The 20,472-nt window shown below is 35.0% G+C and carries 17 protein-coding genes; 2 read left to right on the top strand and 15 right to left on the bottom strand.

The annotated features are described in order from the left end of the window. Positions 1–56 precede the first annotated feature (56 nt). The 5 genes from SB689_RS07295 to SB689_RS07275 form a co-directional block, all read right to left on the bottom strand. On the bottom strand, positions 57–809 hold the full coding sequence (locus tag SB689_RS07295; protein ID WP_157886111.1) for a TIGR00730 family Rossman fold protein: 753 nt from the start codon (positions 807–809) through the stop codon (positions 57–59). An 8-nt stretch (positions 810–817) separates the two neighbouring features. After that, positions 818–1,531 carry an NDP-sugar synthase gene (locus tag SB689_RS07290; RefSeq protein ID WP_410691476.1) on the bottom strand — a complete coding sequence of 238 codons (714 nt, stop codon included), beginning with the start codon at positions 1,529–1,531 and terminating at the stop codon, positions 818–820. Between the two features lie 97 nt (positions 1,532–1,628). Next, the gene (locus SB689_RS07285) at positions 1,629–2,045 is read right to left on the bottom strand and encodes an ATP-binding protein (RefSeq protein ID WP_410691475.1); all 417 of its coding nucleotides are present in this window, start codon (positions 2,043–2,045) and stop codon (positions 1,629–1,631) included. A gap of 95 nt (positions 2,046–2,140) precedes the next feature. After that, on the bottom strand, positions 2,141–2,545 hold the full coding sequence (locus tag SB689_RS07280; protein ID WP_410691474.1) for a GxxExxY protein: 405 nt from the start codon (positions 2,543–2,545) through the stop codon (positions 2,141–2,143). 34 nt (positions 2,546–2,579) lie between these two features. Continuing rightward, positions 2,580–3,599, bottom strand: coding sequence for an aminoglycoside phosphotransferase family protein (locus SB689_RS07275; protein WP_410691473.1), 1,020 nt, complete (start codon positions 3,597–3,599; stop codon positions 2,580–2,582). Positions 3,600–3,649: 50 nt separating this feature from the next. Between SB689_RS07275 and xrtF the strand changes: the two genes are divergently transcribed. Both xrtF and SB689_RS07265 read left to right on the top strand, forming a co-directional pair. Beyond that, positions 3,650–4,180: an exosortase family protein XrtF gene (gene xrtF / locus SB689_RS07270; RefSeq protein WP_410691472.1), complete on the top strand. Its 531-nt coding sequence runs from the start codon at positions 3,650–3,652 to the stop codon at positions 4,178–4,180. Next, positions 4,167–4,604 (top strand): exosortase F system-associated membrane protein, encoded by a 438-nt coding sequence (locus tag SB689_RS07265; protein WP_410691471.1) that lies wholly within the window; start codon positions 4,167–4,169, stop codon positions 4,602–4,604. The genes xrtF and SB689_RS07265 overlap by 14 nt, the downstream gene beginning before the upstream one ends. A gap of 136 nt (positions 4,605–4,740) precedes the next feature. Here SB689_RS07265 and SB689_RS07260 read toward each other — a convergent pair whose 3' ends face one another. The 10 genes from SB689_RS07260 to SB689_RS07215 all read right to left on the bottom strand — a co-directional run bounded on the left by SB689_RS07260 (position 4,741) and on the right by SB689_RS07215 (position 20,410). After that, positions 4,741–5,739, bottom strand: coding sequence for a cation diffusion facilitator family transporter (locus SB689_RS07260; protein ID WP_410691470.1), 999 nt, complete (start codon positions 5,737–5,739; stop codon positions 4,741–4,743). Positions 5,740–5,793: 54 nt separating this feature from the next. Continuing rightward, the gene (locus SB689_RS07255) at positions 5,794–6,786 is read right to left on the bottom strand and encodes an aspartate-semialdehyde dehydrogenase (RefSeq protein WP_410691469.1); all 993 of its coding nucleotides are present in this window, start codon (positions 6,784–6,786) and stop codon (positions 5,794–5,796) included. Between the two features lie 32 nt (positions 6,787–6,818). Beyond that, on the bottom strand, positions 6,819–7,250 hold the full coding sequence (locus tag SB689_RS07250; protein WP_123982353.1) for a hypothetical protein: 432 nt from the start codon (positions 7,248–7,250) through the stop codon (positions 6,819–6,821). A 95-nt stretch (positions 7,251–7,345) separates the two neighbouring features. Further along, positions 7,346–9,982 carry a TonB-dependent receptor gene (locus SB689_RS07245; protein WP_410691468.1) on the bottom strand — a complete coding sequence of 879 codons (2,637 nt, stop codon included), beginning with the start codon at positions 9,980–9,982 and terminating at the stop codon, positions 7,346–7,348. 209 nt (positions 9,983–10,191) lie between these two features. Continuing rightward, positions 10,192–11,052 carry a carboxylating nicotinate-nucleotide diphosphorylase gene (nadC, locus tag SB689_RS07240; RefSeq protein WP_410691467.1) on the bottom strand — a complete coding sequence of 287 codons (861 nt, stop codon included), beginning with the start codon at positions 11,050–11,052 and terminating at the stop codon, positions 10,192–10,194. Positions 11,053–11,063: 11 nt separating this feature from the next. Further along, positions 11,064–12,635: an L-aspartate oxidase gene (gene nadB / locus SB689_RS07235; protein ID WP_410691466.1), complete on the bottom strand. Its 1,572-nt coding sequence runs from the start codon at positions 12,633–12,635 to the stop codon at positions 11,064–11,066. A 31-nt stretch (positions 12,636–12,666) separates the two neighbouring features. After that, entirely contained in the window at positions 12,667–13,293 is a 627-nt protein-coding gene (locus SB689_RS07230; RefSeq protein ID WP_410691465.1) for an NAD(P)H-dependent oxidoreductase, read from the bottom strand. A gap of 129 nt (positions 13,294–13,422) precedes the next feature. Further along, a complete protein-coding gene (locus SB689_RS07225; RefSeq protein ID WP_410691464.1) occupies positions 13,423–15,423 on the bottom strand; it encodes a T9SS type B sorting domain-containing protein in 2,001 nt (666 codons plus the stop codon). A gap of 219 nt (positions 15,424–15,642) precedes the next feature. Further along, complete coding sequence (locus SB689_RS07220; protein WP_410691463.1) at positions 15,643–17,907, bottom strand: T9SS type B sorting domain-containing protein; 2,265 nt, start codon at positions 17,905–17,907, stop codon at positions 15,643–15,645. Between the two features lie 244 nt (positions 17,908–18,151). Then, positions 18,152–20,410: a lectin-like domain-containing protein gene (locus SB689_RS07215; RefSeq protein ID WP_410691462.1), complete on the bottom strand. Its 2,259-nt coding sequence runs from the start codon at positions 20,408–20,410 to the stop codon at positions 18,152–18,154. Positions 20,411–20,472: the final 62 nt, after the last annotated feature.

The following is a 20,472-nucleotide window of genomic DNA, read 5'->3' as shown; positions in this document are numbered from 1 at the left end:
TAATTAATAGATTTACAATCATGCTTGTAGTTTATAGTTCACAAATAATATGCCAATTAAAAATTTACGTTCACAGAATACTTATCGTAAAACGCTTTGATATGTGCAACAGCTTCGTCAGCCGTGTCTACCACTCTGTAAAGATCAAGATCGTCTTCTGCGATCATTTTTTCTTTTAACAAAGTTGCTTTAAACCAATCCAATAATCCGCCCCAAAATTCAGATCCTACCAAAACGATTGGGAATTTCCCTATTTTGTTAGTTTGAATTAACGTCATTGCTTCCGTAAGTTCGTCCAAGGTACCGAATCCTCCTGGCATTACGACAAAACCTTGAGAATATTTTACAAACATTACTTTTCTTACGAAGAAGTAATCAAAATTCATAGAATAGGATTTGTTGATGTAAGGATTGAAATGCTGCTCAAAAGGCAGATCAATATTTAAACCGATCGATTTTCCTTTTGCATTAAAAGCTCCCTTATTTCCGGCTTCCATAATTCCGGGGCCACCTCCAGTAATGATTCCGAAACCTATTTTGGTGATTTTCTCAGCAATTTCTACGGCCATTTCGTAATATTTACTTTCAGGCTTTAGTCTTGCAGAGCCAAAAATAGAAACGCATGGACCGATTTTAGCCAGTTTTTCATAACCGTCCACAAATTCTGCCATGACTTTGAAAACCATCCAACTATCCTTGGTAATGATCTCGTCCCAAGCTTTTTGCTTTAAACTATTGTGAAGTTTTGTTTCGTTAATATCAAGTTCCGGATTTACTAAACTTTCATCCCTCGTGCCATCAAGTTCCATCATGAAGATTATTTAAAATGTTTTTCGGCTTCTATTACAGATTCTGGTCTTCCTACATCTATCAGGATGCTGTCGTGTACAAAACCGTGTATTTTTTCGGTCTGCATCAGATCCAGATACTCTTCCATAACAGAAAATTTGCCTGTTCTTATTATTTTATTAAAAATGATCGGGTTGATACAATGAACACCGCTAAAAGCTAAAGCCTTGAATCCTTTATTGAACTCTGCAAGTCTCTGTTCGCCGGTTTGTACATTGAGCCAGCCTCTTAAAACCAATTCATCATTGAAAAGCAGTTTTCTTGAACTTTCCCTATCCGAAACGGCTAAAGTAGCAAAATCTTTTATCTTTTTGTGGTATTTAACCATATCCGTGATATTGATGTTGGTTAAAATATCAGCATTCATGATTAAAAAATCTTCCCCATGATCAAGGAATCTTCTAGCAAAAATCAAACCACCGCCAGTTTCTAGCAACTCATTGGCTTCATCCGAAACTTCAATGTTACAGTTGAAATTATTGTTTTTCTTTAAAAACTCAACAATCTGATCTCCAAAATGATGGACATTAATGACAAAATCATTGATCCCGAAACTTTTTAAATAGTTAATGTTTCTTTCTAAAAGCGGAATGCCATTCACCTTAGCCAAAGCCTTTGGATGATGATCTGTAAAAGGTTTCAGACGGGTACCTTTTCCTGCTGCAAAAATTAAAGCCTTCATATTTTATGGGTAATGAGTAATTGGTAATAAGTAATAATGATGTATAAATAAATAAGTAATATATTTTAACGAAGTTAAAAATATTACTCATTATCAATTACTTATTACTCATGTTAAGTTGGTGTTGTTCGTCATGATGAAGGCTGATCTCAACTTTTTCACCATATTTTTCTTCAATAAAATGAGCAATTTTTATCGCTGAATATACTGATCTGTGTTGTCCGCCAGTGCATCCGAAATTGATTTGCAGGTTTTCAAAACCTCTTGATAAATAGTTATCGATGTTGATGGATACAATGCTTTTTACTAATTCTAAAAATTGAGGCATTTCGGTTTTTGTTTCAAGATATTCCTGAACGCCGATGTCGTTTCCTGTCTGAATTTTATATTCTTCAACTCTTCCGGGATTCAAAATTCCTCTGCAGTCGAAAGTGAAACCACCTCCGTTTCCTGATTCGTCTTTAGGAATTCCTCCTTTTTTGTATGAAAAACTGTGGATGTCTATGTGTAGCATTTTCTTTTATATTTAATTGTTGTGGCTTTTAATTTGAACCATTAAGATTTTTTTAAGGAGTTAAGTTTAATTAAGATTTTTGATAAATCAAAATTTTAGTTTGGAAGTTCTTTAAAATATTCATTAATAAATGGTTTTAAAGACTTTGTTATATTATCTGTGAAGAAATTAATTAGTAAACCTTGTGGCTTTTTTAAGACTTTCATATAAGTTAATAACTGTGCTTCATGAATTGGTAATATTTCTTCAATAGCTTTTAATTCTAAAATTATAGTATCATTTACAAGTAAATCAACGACTAGCTTAGTTTCAATATCAACTCCTTCATAATTTATTGTAGTGTATAGTTGCTGTTTTACATCGTATCCGTTTTTGACTAATTCAATTTTCAAACATTCTTCATAAATACTTTCGAGCAAACCAGGACCTAACGTTTTATGAACTTTTATAGCAAAACCAGTAATTTCATAAGATAATTGCGTAATTTCTTTTTTCGTCATAAATCTTAATTAAACTTAACTCCTTAAAAAAATCTTAATGGTTTAAAACTTCTTCAATTTTCAGCCTAGTTTTATCCAAATTCAACTGTTGTATCACTTTTTCAAGCTCAGGATAATCTTTCATATTTTCCCAGGTTTGAGCAAATTCTGTGATGTTTTCAATTCCCTTTTCAATGCTTGCAATGAAATGTTGTTTCCTCTGAATCAATCCTCTAAAACCGTAAGCTCCCAAAACCTGCAAGAATCTCATCAACTGAATTGGTTTAACCGAATCTTTTAGTTGAAGTTGAGTTTCTTTATTTTCAAATTGTTGAATATAGAATTCAAGCATTTCATTTTTAAACTCTTCAGGAAAATTAGCTTTAGCTTGAAACAGAAAAGAAATAACATCGTACATCAATGGACCTTTCATCGCGGATTGATAATCGATAAATGAAACATCATTATTTTCATTTACCATAATATTTCTCGCCTGAAAATCACGGATCATTAATCCTTTCGGTTCAAGATTTTCGATGAGGTTGACGATCTTTTTAAATTCTTTCAGTAGAGTAGACTTGTGATATTCCAGCTCAAGAACATCGGCCACAAAATTTTTAAAATAATATAAATCGTGGATTACGGGAAGTTCATCATAACTTTCATATTCAAAAGTTTTATTGAAATCTATTTTTCCCTGTGTCTGAATTTGAAGCTGAAAAAGTTTTTCCAACGTCTGTCTTACCAAAGATTTTACATTTTCGGATAAACCTTCTTTTGAAATAATTTCAGAAAGTGTATTTCCGCCCAAAAACTCCTGAATATATATTTTCCGGTCATCAGAAATGGCAAAAATAGTTGGAGTATTAAGGTTTAATTGAGAAAATATCTCTGAAAAATAAAAAAAACTTTCATTCTCCGGAAGATTTTCATTGTAAGTAATAATGTACTTTTTGTTATCGGATGTTGCCACGAAATTTACCCTCGCAGAACCGCTTTGAGCCAAAGTGATGAACTCAGAAGATTTTTCACCGATATAGTTTTCAAAAAATCGTTTTGCGTTTTCGGAAGTCATAATATGGAAACAAATATACTAAATATCAGTTGATTTTTTATCTTTGCGTCATGCTAAAGGATTTTAAACCAGTTTTAAGCATTTTATTGCGTTTCATCATCATCTATCTGGTGTTGCTTTTTGGGTATCAGTTTTATCTGAATGGTTTTCAAGGAAAAGGTCTCGATTCTTTTTCAAAAATGATCGCCGATCAGGTGATGTATGTTCAGAATTCCATGGGTTATCCTACAAAATTACATGATGATATTGCAGGTGAGTCGGTTTGGTTTCATGTAAAAACGGGTTATGCGACAAAGATGGTGGAGGGGTGTAATGCGGTTTCTGTGATGATCTTGTTTGTGTCTTTTGTTTTTGCTTTTTATAAAGGCTTCAAGACTTTTATTTTTGTGATAATCGGTCTTTTACTGCTTCATGTTATGAATGTCCTGAGGATTGCAGGTTTGAATATTGTATTTACAGATTATAAAGAATACGGAAAAATGGCACATGACTATTTTTTTCCGGCTGTGATTTACGGAACTGTGGTTCTGCTTTGGCTTGTTTGGATTAAATTCTTTGCTTTAAAAAATGAAAATTCTTAGTTGGTTTCTCGTCATAATAGGATTGTGCGGACTTGTAGGTGTGAGAGCGCTTGAGGACAAAATTTTCTATGATCCTTTTCTCAACTATTTTCATGAAGCCAGTAAAAACATTCCGTTTCCTGATTTTGAGTGGGGGAAATTAATTATTGGGCATCTTTTCAGATTTATTTTAAACCTATTTTTCTCTTGTGTGATCATTCATTTTATATTTAAAAATAAAGAATGGACGATGCAGGGAGCTTTATTAATAATAATAATTTTCGCAATTACTTTCCCGATTTATCTGTATTGTATTTCTGACAGGTTTGAAATCGGTTATCTGTTTTCTTTTTATATGAGAAGGTTTGTAATTCAGCCTTTAATTTTGCTGTTGATTATTCCGCTGTTTTATTATCGGAAGCAAATGGGGAAAGCGAGTTATTAAACACAAATTTCCACTGATATTCTTTACGAATGACACAATTTTCTCATCAATAGGAACGGGCTTTAGCCCGTTTAAACGAGATAATATCATTAATTGGCTTTAGCCAAAACCTAAAAATTTTTTATGTAAAACTAAATTATTGTACGGTATGTTTAACCTCTCTGGTAACATTTTCTGCCGTCCATTCCACTCTTTTTACAAATTCTCTTTCGCGAACAGGACAGTCTTTGATCTGACAGACAGGACAAGAAATGGTTCTGCAATCATCCATGTGAAAATTAAACTCTACGGTACGTTTTGTATTTTTAGCTAAAAGAATAATCACATTTTCCATTTCTTTATGGGCATCACGAAGGGTATAATACCAAGGAAGCGTAATATGAGCATCAATATGTAAAGAAGCTCCGAATTGCTGGATTTTCATATTGTGTATATCAATCCATTCAATTTTTCTGTTGTTTTCAAGAACTTTAACGATTTGGTTTAAAAGGTCGGGATCTTGTTCATCCATGATTCCGCTTAAAGATTTACGGACGATTTTATACCCTACAAAAATAATGTAAAGTCCAAAAATTAAAGCTACAGCAGAATCTATCCAATAAATTTTGGTGAAATAAACGATCACTAAACTTATTACAACCCCTAATGTTGTAATCGTATCAGATTGAAGATGTTTTCCTGAAGAGACAAGAACTAAAGAACTTTCTCTTTCTCCTTTTTTAATGGAAATATAACCCAAACAGTAGTTAACGATTGCTGTTGCGGCAATAATCCAGATTCCCCAATCAAGTTTGTTTAATATTTTACCTGTAATTAAACTATTTGCGCCTTCATAGATGATCATGATGCCCGCAATGGCAATCAAAGCTCCTTCGATTCCCGATGTTACGAATTCTACTTTTCCGTGGCCGTAAGGATGGTCTTCGTCCTTTGGTTTCGCAGCAAGATGCAACGAGTAAAGTCCCATAAACGCACTGATGACATTGACGATACTTTCCATCGCATCAGAAAATACGGCATCGGAATTCGTAAGTTTCCATGCAACGAGCTTTCCGATAAATAAGATAACTCCAAAAGCAGCGATCCATTTTTGAAAGCCTATTTTATCTTTATTGATATTCTTCTGAACGTTCATAAGTTTGATAAAAAAAAGAATCTCAATTTTGAGACTCTTTTTTATTTTGTTAGTTTATACTAAGTTGTTTGCTACTAGGTATTCTGCGATCTGTACTGCGTTGGTTGCAGCTCCTTTTCGCAGATTGTCTGCTACAATCCAGAGATTCAGGGTCTTGGGCTGGGAGAGGTCTCGTCTGATTCTTCCAACAAAAACTTCGTCTTTCCCTTCTGAATATAATGGCATTGGATATTCGTTGTTTTTAACATTATCCATTACAATTACTCCTGGAGTTTCAGCTAAAATCTTTCTTACTTCATCAAGTTCGAATTCGTTTTCAAACTCGATGTTTACACTTTCAGAATGTCCTCCCTGAACCGGAACTCTTACTGCCGTTGCCGTTAAATTGAATGTATCATCACCTAAAATCTTTTTAGGCTCTTTCATTAATTTAATTTCTTCCTTCGTATAATCATCATCAGAAAAAACATCACAATGAGGAAGTGCGTTTTTAAAAATCTGATAAGGATATACTTTTGCAACAGAGTCGTCTCCGTTTATTTCTCCGTTTAATTGATCTACAGCAGCTTTTCCAGTTCCTGTTACAGACTGATAAGTAGAAACAATTACTCTTTTTAAATCATACTTTTTGTTTAATGGACCTAAAACCATCACCAACTGAATCGTAGAACAGTTTGGATTTGCAATGATCTTATCTTCCTTTGTCAATACATTGGCATTGATCTCCGGAACCACTAATTTTTTATCAGGATCCATTCTCCAAGCTGAAGAATTATCGATCACTGTGATACCTGCTTCTGCAAATTTCGGTGCATATTCAAGAGATGTTGAACCTCCAGCCGAGAAAATTGCGATATCAGGTTTGGCAGCTATAGCGTCGTCGATGCTTACGATAGTGTAATCTACCTGTTTATACTTCACCTGTTTACCAATAGATCTTTCCGAAGCTACCGGAATTAATTCTGTTACAGGGAAATTTCTCTCTTCGAGAACTTTAAGCATCACTTGTCCAACCATTCCTGTTGAACCTACTACAGCTACTTTCATTGTTTGATTAAAAAATTTAAATTAATATATAATTAAGCTCCAAAGACTCTTGTCCATGGAAATGCGAATGCAAATAAACCAACTGCAATTAATCCCATAATTACAATTTTCAAAGAAATAGTATCGCTAGATTTTACTTTTTTGTTGATAATTGTCATTAAAACTGCTGCAATTAGCATAGAGAATGGATGTTCTACATATTGAAATCTTAAATCAGCATTTTTCATTACTGAACCCATGTCCAAACCTTTTGTAAAATTAGTAATCAACATAATGATTCCAATTAAGAATTGAACGTGGAAGAAGATCATTGTGAAAAGGGTAGTCTTCTTTAAAAACTTATTCACTTTCCCGCTGAAACCAAACATGGTAGCTAAAAGTGCAATAATAAATAATGTTACCAATAGAAGCTCTAAATACCCAAATCCCTTGTGGGCACTCAATAAAATCTTGTAAAAATCCATAATCCTATTTTTTCTTTTTTTCTAGTCACAAATATAGCAAAAATCCCGGCGATAAGCCGGGATTGATATTTATAAAATCTAATGTTTTTATATAATTAGAAGTTGAATGATAATGTTGCAGACCATGTTCTCCCGAATCCGAAATAAACTTGGTTTTGTTGACTAACTCCATTCCAATTTCCTGCTGCTTGATAAGCTGCATAGTTTGTAGTAAGTTGTGCAGGAGTAAGAGTTGAATTAATTGCTCCATACTCTGTTTTAGTAAGGTCTGCAAAGGTATTGGTATTTGATTCAGAAATATAAATTTTATCTAATACATTATATACGTTTCCTCTTACAGTAAAGTATTGTTTAGGATCTTTTAATTTAATTTTAAAAGTAATCCCTAAATCTACTAAACCAAATGTAGGAAGTTTTAGTGCACCTTTCTCTCCAGAAGCTTCATTTTGGAAGTTGATAGGGTTTACGTTGGCATAAAGATTTTTGATACCTCTATACATCCCATCAAATGAGAACCAGTTTGTAGGTTTGAATGTAAATCCTGCAGCAGCAGTGAATTGTGCTGAGCTTCCAACCTTCACTTTGTCTAGGTATAAAGTTGTTGTTGGTGCATTATTTACGTTAATAGGTTCATTAGTTTCTGCAAAAAGGTTACTTGTAGCATTCCCTTTGTAATACCAATCTCCCATTGACAACATACCTGTTAGAGATAACATTTTGTGTACATTAGCAGTTGCATCGATTTCAATACCTTGGTGAATTTCAGTAATGCCTTGAATGTTAGCATAAGCATTATTGTAAGCAGTACCCGTATTAGGGTCTGTAAAATTAATACCTGTTCTTCTTAAGAATCTATCTTTCCAAGAAGTTCTGTAAAGGTTAACGTTAGCATTGAATATTCCTGATCTGAAACCATATCCTAATTCAATTCCAAAGATTTTTTCATTGGTCAAGTTAGGGTTAAGAAAGTTCTTGTTATTTGGATATACAGAGTTTAAAAACGGCTGTTTAGAGTAGTATCCAATATTAGCGAAAACATTATGGTGCTCATCAATATTATAGTTAGTTCCAGCTTTAATATTGTAACCAAGGATATTTTTAAATCCTGTTTTTTGATATAGTACAGGGTTAGTAGCTGTCGGTTGATTTGTCGGGCTTATTAACGTTCCATTAAGAAGAGATTGTCCATCTACAATAAAGTTGTCAATTCTTTGGAAAGCTTGATTAGAAATAGCACCTTGTACGAAAGCTGATAATTTGTCATTAGTATATTCTAATTGACCAAATCCACCATACCATAATACTTCTCCATCATTGTCAAAAGTTACCATATCGTTGATATCGTTTACTTTTCCTCCAAACGGATTCCAAGATGGTTTTGGATCAAACGTATTGGAAACAATATTGTAAGGTAGGTTTTTGTTACCTGTATCTTTGAACCCGCTAGCTCCTAATAGATTTGAAATAAGCTGATAGTGATAACCGTAATAATATCTTGCATCAATACCTACAGAGAAATTGAAGTTATCATTAATTTTATGGTTGAAACTAGAAATTGCACCAAACCAGTTATGAGAGTTTACTGAAGATACCTGAGCTATTGTATTTGCACTAGGGGTTGTTGCATTTACTGGAGTTGCAGCATTTGCAGCAAAAATAGCATCCCAGTTAATTTGACCGTCAGCTGTTTTAAAAGTAGCATCATTATATGCTTTAGTTCCTAGTCGTCCAACATTACCGTTTACACCGCCTCCACGACCGAAAGAACCATAAAATACTGTATTTAACTTAGATTTTTCAGAAATATTCCAATCCCAGTTTAAAGATAAAACAGGTTTGTGGTAGTAGTTACTTCTATTAGAAAGTTCTTCTCCATTTCTGTAACCCCAGTCTGGATTGTATTTTCTATTTGGTTCACCATCTTGTCCTCCATATTTAAAATAATCAGACATAGGAACAAATGTAAATCTGTTATTATGCCATTGTGGAGCTCCTGTCATTGTAAACTGAAACTCATGTTTGCCTCCAGGTTTTTTATAACCTAATGCAAAATAATAGTTATAAGCTTCGAAATCTGTTCCATTAGCATAAGTTGCTCCTGCTGTTCTGCTCATTAAGAATGATGATGACCATCCGCTAGCAGATTTACCTGTGTTATATGCAAAAAGTGTTTTTAAATAACCATCATTTCCTAAACCAAGTGAAACAGTACCACCTTGTTTTTTGTCAGCAGCTCTTGTTAAAATATTTACTGTACCTCCAACAGAAGCAATTGCAAGTTTAGAAGAACCTAGTCCTCTTTGTACCTGCATAGCAGAAGTTACGTCAGACATACCTGCCCAGTTAGACCAATATACAGCTCCTGATTCCATATCATTCACAGGAACACCATTAATCATTACTGCAATATTTCTTTGATCAAAACCTCTAATGTTAAGTTTCCCTTCACCGAAACCACCACCTCCTTTAACTGCATATACAGATGGAGTTGTATTTAAAATTTCAGGAAATTCTTGGTTTCCTAATTTTTCAACAATTTGTGCTTCTTTGATTGTTGAAACAGCAACTGGTGTTTTTCTATCTTTTGCGATATCTGCAACACCGGTTAATATCACTTCTTCAATGTCTTTGGATTTTGTTTTTGTTGAATCCTGAACTTGTTGAGCGTAATAGACACTAGCAGTTGATAATGTAATTATCGCAGTTAGCATCGATTTGTTGATTAATTTCATAATCGTGAGTAATAGTTAGATTTAATTTTCTGCAAAATTCGGGAAATAAATTTTAACTAATATTAACTGTATGTTAATTTTTACTCAATCTTAATAAGTTGTAATCTGTTGATTGTTAGAAATTTAAACTAAAATTGAATTTTCGCATGAAAAAAATAATATTATTGAATTTTTAACAAATGGGGGTTGTTTTTATTAAAAATACAACGCTATTTCACCGCTTTGAGACTCAAATCCATATTCTCTGCGGAATGAGTTAAGGCTCCAGCAGAGATATAAGTTACCCCGGTGGAAGCGATTTCTTTTAACATATCGCGGGTAATTCCTCCTGATGCTTCGGATTCACAAGAGCCATTAATCATTTTTACGGCTTGCTTCATCATCTTTACATTCATATTATCAAGCATGATTCTGTCGGCTTTTGCTTTGATTGCTTCCTCGACTTCTTCAAGGTTTCTGGTTTCGACCTCTATTTTTAGTTTTTTCTTGTTCTTTTTGATGTAATCTTTGGCCATTTTCACGGCATTGGTGATGCTTCCGTTATAGTCAATGTGGTTGTCTTTCAGCATAATCATATCGTAAAGACCGTATCTGTGATTGGTTCCGCCACCGATGGCAACTGCCCATTTTTCACAAACTCTGAAATTAGGAGTAGTTTTTCTTGTGTCTAAAAGTTTAGTTTTTGTACCTACTAATCGAGAATCCCAGTCATTGGTAAGGGTTGCAATTCCGCTCATCCTTTGCATACAGTTTAAAACAAGTCTTTCTGTGGAAAGTATAGATCTTGCACTTCCAGTGACGATAAAAGCTACATCTCCAACTTTTGCAGGAGCTCCATCTTTTATGAAATTCTCAACTTTTAAGTTTTTATCAAAAGTTTTAAAAATGATTTCGGCCAATTCTACACCTGCCAGAATACAGTTTTGCTTTACTAAAAGTTTTGCACTCTGCTCAAGATCTTTCGGAATAGTAGAAAGGGTAGAGTGGTCTCCATCCTGAATATCTTCTTCTAAAGCGTTTTTTATGAATTGTTTTAAAACTTTATCTGTAACGTAGTTTGGTCTTTTCATTTTGTATGCTTTTAAGCTAAATCTTTATTATAAAATGCTCCTTTATTCTCAGTCATTTCCATAGATTGGGTGATGATGAGGTGAGCAACGGTTGTTAAATTTCTTAGTTCAGACAATTGTGGCGAAAGAATAGAATAGTGGTAGATTTCGTCAACTGCGGCAGCGATTTCCTGATGCTTTTGTAAGGCCATCGCCAATCGTTTATTGCTTCTTACAATTCCAACGAGATCGCTCATCATTTCCTGAAGTTGTTTTCTTAGATAGGATACAATTACCATTTCATCCATGATTTTCATGCCTTCTTCATTCCATTCCGGAACGGCTTTTAAATCATCAAAGTTGAAATGATTTTCATTAAGTAAAGCCATCGTTTTCATCGCAGCATTGTGTCCGAAAACTAAACCTTCAAGCAAAGAATTGGAAGCAAGTCTATTTGCTCCGTGTAATCCTGAATTTGTACATTCTCCAACAGCAAAAAGGTTTTTGATGGATGATTGTCCGTCTTTATCAACTTCAATTCCGCCCATTAAGTAATGACAAGCCGGAACTACAGGGATTAATTGAGTGAAAGGATCAATTGCTTCTTCTCTACATTTTTTATAAATATTTGGGAAGTGTTCCAAGAACTTTTCGTGATCCATATCGCGACAGTCTAAGCCGACATATTCATCACCTGAAACTTTCATTTCATTATCAATTGCTCTTGCAACAATATCTCTTGAGGCTAATTCTTCACGCTCATCATATTTCTGCATGAATTTTTCGCCTCTTTTTGTTCTTAATTTGGCTCCGTCTCCACGTACAGCTTCTGAAATTAAAAATAACATTCCATCAATTTTGCTATACAAAGCTGTTGGATGAAACTGATAGTACTGCATATTGGAAACCTGACCTTTCGCACGAGCTACAAAAGCAATTCCGTCACCTGTTGCAATTTTTGGATTGGTGGTATTTTTATAAACATGTCCGGCTCCTCCAGTCGCAACCAAAGTAATTTTGGAAGTGATTTTTTTTATGCTTTTAGACTTTTCATCTAAAATGTAAGCTCCATAACAATGGATGTCTCCTTGATTTAGTTCTTTACCCGGAACATGGTGTTGGGTAATGATATCGATTACATAATGATGATCTAAGATCTCAATATTTGGGCTTTTATTAGCTGTTTCTAAAAGAGCTCTTTCGATCTCGAAACCGGTGATGTCTTTATGGTGAACAATTCTGTTTTCCGTATGACCGCCTTCTCTTCCTAAAGCAAATTCTCCATTTTTCTTATCAAAATTAGCGCCCCATTCTACGATCTCGTTGAATCTTGCAGGAGCTTCTCTTACCACCATTTCTACAACATCGCGTTTGTTTTCACCGTCTCCGGCACGCATGGTGTCCTCAATGTGTTTTTCGAAATTATCATTTTTAGAATCTGTAACTACCGCTAAACCGCCTTGTGCGTATTTGGTGTTGCTTTCGTCTTCATCAGATTTCGTAACTATGATTATTTTGGCATCGGGAAGTTGCTCAGAAACTTTTATGGCATAAGAAAGTCCCGAAATACCGGAACCAATTACTAATACATCCGCTTTTATCATATGCTTGCTTTAAGTACAATCGTCTAAATAATTAAATAAATTTAAACAATTTTTCGTTTGGTTTTCTTACTTTTTTCATGTGTTGGAAATGATCTTCCTCAGAACGGTAGCCTAAAGCCAGAGTGACAGTCACTTTTTCTGTTTCGGGATCGATGTTTAGAATTTCTTCAATCAGATCCTGACGGTAGCCTTCCATAGGACAGGTGTCAACATTTTCTATAGCTGCAGCGTACATTAAGTTAGCCAAAACTATATAAGACTGTTTTTCTGCCCAATTGAAAATTTCATCGTTGTTTTTTTGAGTAATATGTTGATTGATACTGTTTTTGAAAAGGTCGAGGTTCGCTAGCGGAACATCTCTTACTTCAGAAATATGATTAAAATAACCTTGAATATAGCTTTCTCCAATTGTCTTTTTTGAAATAATGACAATAAGATGAGAGCATGTAGATATTTGTGATGGATTATAAAATGCCGGAATTAATTTTTGCTTCATTTCTTCACTTTCAACCACTGTAATTTTGTAGGGTTGAAGGCCTAGCGAACTTGCAGACAGCTTTCCTGACTCAAGAATGTTGTGAAGAGTTTCCTGAGGAATAATTTCGTGGTTGAATTTCTTTACAGAATATCTTCTGCTTAAAGCTTCCAAATAATTCATATGACAAATTTAGGAATTGGATGTGAATAAAATAAGCTTAAAACGAAATATCTCGTACTAAATTATGCAAAAAAGAATCACTCCAAAAAAATTGAAGTGATTCTTTTATTATTTGAAATGGATATTGTATTAATCTCTATTCTTAACCAGTACCCAACCTGAATATTTAATTGGTGTATTTTTCCTGTCATTTTCGTTCCATGTTACAGAATACCAGTAGCTTCCTGTAGAAACTTTTCTTCCTGCGATGGTTCCGTCCCATCTGTATCTTGTGGATTTGTCACCTTGATGAATCTTAGCTCCGTATCTGTCGAATACATTAAATACAAGATTTTGTTTGCTTGCAAGAGATGAATAATCAATAGCATCATTTATTCCGTCTCCGTTTGGAGTAATTACGTTGATGATATTGGGAACAACAATCGTGATATCAATAGGCTCACAATCGTAAGCGTCTTTTATATAAATTTTATTATCTCCTCTTGGAACATCCTTAAATTCATTTGAATCCTGCCAGTTGATATTATCCATTGAGTATTTGTAAGGAGCACTTCCGCCCATTGCATGTACTGTTACATCATTGCTTGAAATATCAACACTTGTAATTACCGGTTGCTCTGAAGGATAAACTTTCACAGTCTGAATTGCAGTACAGTCTCCTGTTTTTAGTTTTACCCAATACGTTCCAACACTAACATTATTAATGGATGGTGTTATTGCTCCTGTGCTCCATTCGTAAGCACCGAATCCAGGACCTGCGTCTAGTGTAGTTTTGTCTTCAATACAAATTGTTTTGTCCTTCAAAGCAGTTGAATAAACCGGAGCGAGTACAATTAAATTTACTTTGGCAATTGAAAAACAGCCATCTGAATTGGTTACTCGTATGTAGACAACACCAGTTGGAGCAATATAAGTCGCTGCTGCTGTAGAGTTAATTTCATTTGTTCCATTTTGTGCATCCGTTAAAGATGGATAATACTTTTTAGTAGTTCCTGGTGTTGATGTTACAGAAGCATTAGTAAGGTTAAATAAACCTGTTGCAGGATTTGTTTCAATGAAACAGGCTCTCAACGTTGCATCGTTAACTGTGACGGTTGGAGCAACTTTTAAGACTACCGTTGCATCATTATTATCACACAATACTGATGTTGGATCTTTTATAACAACAGAAATATTAGTGGTTGAATTATATTGAAAATTGGTAGGATTGGGAATTGGAGTTCCGCTTCCTGTAATATAATATGTAAAGTTGTAGTTATTAGGGTTTGCTGTAAACTGCGGGTTTAATGATGTTAAATCAATGCTTGACATTCCTGCTAAGTCTGGGCAGAGAGTCTTAGTAATTGCGGTTTGTAAAAGAGGAATTTTATCTACATAAACTTTTACATTTTTAATAGAATGTCTTGATCTTGCACCTCCTGTAGAAGCTGAAAATCCAAAATATCCCACAGTCATTGCTGCTGCTGCACCTGAAGGAGCAAAAGATTGATTGACGATCAATGTACCATTAATACTTATTTTTACAATCCAGCTGGCCGGAGCGGCTGGGTCTACTTCTCCGCTCACTTCAACATGTTTATAAGTTGTTCCCTGAAATGGTAATGTTGCGTTGAGATCCGGCGAGTGAAAAGAGCTTCCCGGAACATTGAAGAATTCAGAATTATTGGTGTCTAAAGTGTTGGCAACCTGTCCGTAAGCGACATGTACTTTACTCATTCCTGAACTTCCTGTAGCATTATTGTAAGTGTCAAAAGCCGTAATGAAACCTATTGCGTTTTGAGAAACTCCGATTCCTGATCCCAATACACTTGCAATGGGTGGATTGGCTAAATACCAGAATGCTATTCCGTCACCGTTGTAGGTTTGGTTTGAATCCATTCTAAAGTCGAATTCTACTCTCCATTTGTCACAATATTTTAAGTTAATTGGATCGTTTAGGCGTATAGAACCAGACTTGTCGTTGGTGTCCGGAGTAAGCTGAACAAAGTCAGTATTCACAACTGTAGGCGCTACCATTGTCCATCCCGTTGTGTTTACAGGATTTCCTGCAAGTTGATAAGTTTGTGAAAGAATTTTTATTGGGAGGGAAAGTAGAATGATAAATAAATAAAAAAGTATAGGTTTTTTCATTTTACATTAGATTATTTGTTTTGTAAATATAATTAATTTTTAATGTTTATAATTTTGATTTTTAGTCTTTTTTATATGTTTTAATCAGGTTAATGGTGAAGCGTTAAAATAATTATTAAAAAGGATGGTTTGGTTTAAATTATCAACTTTAATTATGTTATAAAAGAATCACTCCAAAAAAAGTGAAGTGATTCTTTTACTATCTGAAATGTTATTATATTAATCTCTATTCTTAACCAATACCCATCCTGAGTATTTGAAAGGTGTATTTTTCTTGTCATTTTCATTCCATGTTACAGAATACCAGTAGCTTCCTGTAGGAACTTTTCTTCCAGCTATAGTTCCGTCCCATCTGTATCTTGTAGACTTGTCACCTTGGTGAATCTTGGCTCCGTATCTGTCGAATACATTAAATACAAGGTTTTTCTTATTAGCTAATGCAGAATAATCAATAGCGTCGTTTATTCCGTCTCCGTTTGGAGTGATTACATTGATAATATTAGGAACAACAATCGTAATATCGATAGGTTCGCAATCGTAAGCATCTTTTACATATACTTTATTGTCGCCTCTCGGTACATTTTTAAATATGTTAGAATCCTGCCAGTTAATATTATCCATTGAATATTGATAAGCTGGAGTTCCTCCCATCACATTAATGGTGATTGTTGTAGTTGAAATATCAACATTTGTGATAACAGGCTGTTCTGCAGGGAAAATTGTTACTTTTTGAGTTGCTATACAATCTCCTGTTTTAATTTTCACCCAATACGTTCCAACTCCTACATTGCTGATAGATTGAGTTGTAGCACCCGTACTCCATTGGTAAGAACTAAATCCAGGTCCTGCGTCTAGGGTAGTTTTGTCTTCCATACAAATTGTTTTATCCTTCAAAACAGCTGAATAAACCGGAGCAATTACAATTAATGTGACTTTTGCAATCGCATAACATCCGTTTCCGTTTGTTACTTTAATGTAAACTACACCATTTGGAGCTGTATATGCCGCTGCCGCTGTGGCCGGGATTTCATTTGTTCCGTTTTGTGCATCAGCTAAAGACGGATAATATTTTTTAGTAATTCCTCCTAATGTCGTTACAGAAGCATTCGTAAGGTTAAATAATCCTGTTGAAGGATTTGTTTCAATGAAACAAGCTCTCAGTGTTGCATCATTCACTGTTACAACGGCGAAATGGTTCAATGTAATTTTTGCATTAGAAACGCAACCTTGAGGAGTCGTTACTTTTACATAGATAAAACCTGGAGCAGAAGAATAAGTAGTTGGGTTTAGAATTTCGTTAGTTCCTGCGTTAAGGTCTGCCAATGTTGGGTAGAATTTTTTTGTTACTCCTGTGACTGTTGTTACGGCGGCTGTTGTAAGGTCAAATATTGCTACACCGGCATTGTTGTTGTTACACCCGGTTAATGTTACGTCAACTGCAGCGAAAGGGGTTGGATTTAATTTAATAACTCCATCTCCGTTATCACATAATGTAGATGATGGATCTTTAACCACTACCGTTATTGTTGTGCTTCCTGAATATGGAAAGTTGGTTGGGTTGGTAATAGGTACTCCGCCAGGTCCAAAATAGGTGATGATGTAATTGGCAGGATTTGCTACAAATTGAGTGTTGTATGATGTTAAATCTACAGTTCCTGTTCCTGTTGCAGGGTTTACGCATACAAAAGGAGTGATCGTATTTGTTAAAATAGGAACTTTATCGATGAAAATTTTTGCATTTTTGATTGAGTGTCTTGCACTGGCGCCTCCTGTTGCTGCTGAAAATCCGAAATATCCGGTTGTCATCCCTATTGCTCCTCCTGATGGTGCAAACGATTGATCAGTGATTAATACGCCATCAATTCTGATCTTGATAAGCCAGTTTGCTGGGTTGGCAGGATCGGTTTCTCCATTTACTTCAACATGTTTGTAAGTAGGACCTACAAACGGTTGAGTTGTGATAAGATCTGGAGAATGGAAAGTACTTCCAGGAGTATTATTATATTCAATATTATTATTAAGGCCATTGTTTGTTCCGTATAAAACGTGAACTTTACTCATTTGCCCTTCAGTAGTATTGTTAAAAATGTCAAAACCTACCATAAGTCCATTGGCATTTGCAGGAATTCCAAGTCCTCCTCCTGATACAAACCCTGCCGGAGGATTCGCAAGATACCAGAATGTAAATCCGTCTCCTCTTCCGAATGCAGTAGTTCCGTTTCCGTCGATCCTGAAATCGAATTCCACTTTCCATTTATCGCAATATTTCAAATTTATAGGAGAGGCCAGTTTTATTGCGCCATAAAGGCCTCCCGTATCTGCGGTGAGTTGTACAAAATCACCACCAGCGATGTTTGCACTTGAGACCAAGTCCCATCCTGTGGTTACTATAGGGTTTCCTGTAAGCTGATAAGTCTGTGAAAACATTTTTCCAGACAAGCAGAGTAAAATGATGTAAAAATAAGTGAGTAAAGTTTTTTTCATTTGAAGCAAGTTGGTTAGGCTATTAATGTTGTAAATATATTGAATTTCTATTATTTAATATTCTAAAAATGTTAATTATGTAATTTAATTTAATGAAATTGTAATGAATGTTGATTTATATAATCAAAAACATAATTATGATTAAGAATACAAACAATGAAATTCTCAAATTGAGATTGGCTTGATGGATAGAAGTATAATTCATAAAAAACTCACTCCGATTATGGAGTGAGTTTTAAATATATTATTCTCTATTTTTTACAAGTACCCAGCCAGAATATTTTGTTTGAGTATTGTTTTTATCGTTTTCATTCCAAGAGATAGTGTACCAGTAAGTGGCTGTAACTATTTTCTTGCCGAAAGCTGTGCCGTCCCATCTGTAATTTTTGATTTTATCAGCTTGGAAAAGTTTGTTTCCATATCTGTCGAATACTGTAAACACTAGATTTTTCTTGTATGCAAGCGCAGAGTAATCAATAAAATCATTAATGTTATCTCCGTTTGGAGTAATGGCATTAATTAAATTAGGAACCGTGATCTGTACCTGAATAGGCTCACAATTGTAGAAATCTTTGACGTAAACTTTTACTTCTCCTCTTGCAAGGTTTTCGAAATAATTAGAGTCTTGCCAAGTGATTCCATCAAGAGAGTATTTGTAAGGTGGAGTTCCTCCGTTTACATTTACCGTGATTGTATTGTTATTAATATCAATGCTTGAAATTACAGGCTGTGCAGAAGGGTTTACTTTTACAATTTGAGTTGTGATACAGCTTCCGGTTTTTAATTTTACCCAATAAATTCCTACAGGAACATTGGTGATGGTTTGAGTTGTCGCTCCGGTGCTCCATTCGTATCCGTCAAAACCGGCTCCTGCATCAAGAGTAGTTTTAGCATCAATACATATGATCTTATCTTTTAAAACTGATGATGTAACCGGAGTTAAAACAACAAGATTTATTTTCGCAAAACTGAAACAGCCGTTTGCTGTAGTTGTTACTTTTACATATATCGTTGCGTTAGCCGAAATATATGTTGTAGGATTTACAATTTCGTTGGTTCCTGCTGTTGCATCTGCTAATGTCAGGTAGTATTTTTTTGTAGTACCTCCAAGAGCTGTAACATTTGCTGTTGTTAAATTAAACACTGCTGTAGTTGGCGCAGTTTCAATAAAACAAGAGCGTAAAGTAGCATCAGTTACAACAACAAGCGGGTGGAAGGCTAGTGTGATTTGTGCTGAGCCAGTACATCCTTGTGGGGTTGTTACTTTTACAAAAACAACTCCTGCTCCGGAAGTATATGCTGAAGGATTGGTGATCTCATTGATTCCCGCGTTGAGATCTGCCATTGTTTTGTAGTACTTTTTGGTGACTCCAAGAACACCGGTTACATTCGCTGTTGTGAGGTTGAATGTTGCAGACCCAATATTGTTATTATTACACTCTGTAAGTGTCACATTATTTGCGCTGAATGGCGAAAGTGACAACTGTATCTTACCGTCGGCATTATCACACAGTATTCCTGCGTTATCTTTTACAACAACTGTTATTGTTGTATTGGCATTATATTGATATGCTGCCGGGTTAGCAATTGGAGTTGAACTTCCTAATACATAATAAGTAAAAGTGTAGTTAGCTGGAGTAGCAACAAACTGATTGTTATATGAAGTCAAATTCACAGTTGCGGATCCTGTTGCCGGGTTAGGGCAAAAAGATTGAGTAACAGTTGGCTGTAGAATTGGAACTTTATCAGTATAAATTTTTACATTTTTAATAGAATGTCTTGATCTGTTTCCTCCTGTTGAAGCGGAAAATCCGAAATATCCGATCGTCATTGCAGCTGCTGCACCCGAAGGAACAAAAGGTTGATTACAAATGATAGTTCCATCAATTGTAATCTTGATCGTCCAACCGGTAGGAGAGGAGGAGTTTACTTCAGCGGTAACTTCAACATGTTTGTAAGTTGTTCCCTGAAATGGTAAAGTAGTATTCAGATCCGGGGAGTGGAAAGAACTTCCTGCAACATTGAAGAATTCTACGTTGTTATTGTCGGTTGTATTGGCAACCTGTCCGTATGCAACGTGAACTTTGCTCATTACGGCTGTAGTTGTATTGTTGTAGGTATCAAATCCTACAATTAATCCAACTGCGTTTTGTGAAACTCCAAGACCGGAACCCAGTACACTTGCTACAGGCGGATTTGCCAGGTACCAAAATGCAATACCATCTCCATTGGCTGTTTGGTTGGAATCCATTCTGAAATCAAATTCAACCCTCCATTTATCACAGTATTTCAAGTTGATTGGATCGTTCAGTCTTATAGATCCTGATTGGTTATTTGTATCCGGGGTAAGCTGAATAAAATCAGTATTTACTTGTGTGGGAGAAACCATTGTCCATCCCGTTGTAGTAATAGGATTTCCTGTGAGCTGATACGTTTGAGCGGAAGCTTTTCCGAAAAAGCTGGAAAAAACAATAGTGGAATAAGCGAGTAGTTTTCTTATCATTTAGTAACGCACTTTAAATTAGACGCGTAAAGATATTAAATCCTAATCAATAAATATGTATT

This window comes from Chryseobacterium sp. SIMBA_038, assembly GCF_046535115.1.
Taxonomy (GTDB): Bacteria; Bacteroidota; Bacteroidia; order Flavobacteriales; family Weeksellaceae; genus Chryseobacterium.
The sequence above is the reverse complement of the archived record's forward strand: the minus strand, read 5'-3'. Positions and strand labels throughout refer to the sequence as shown.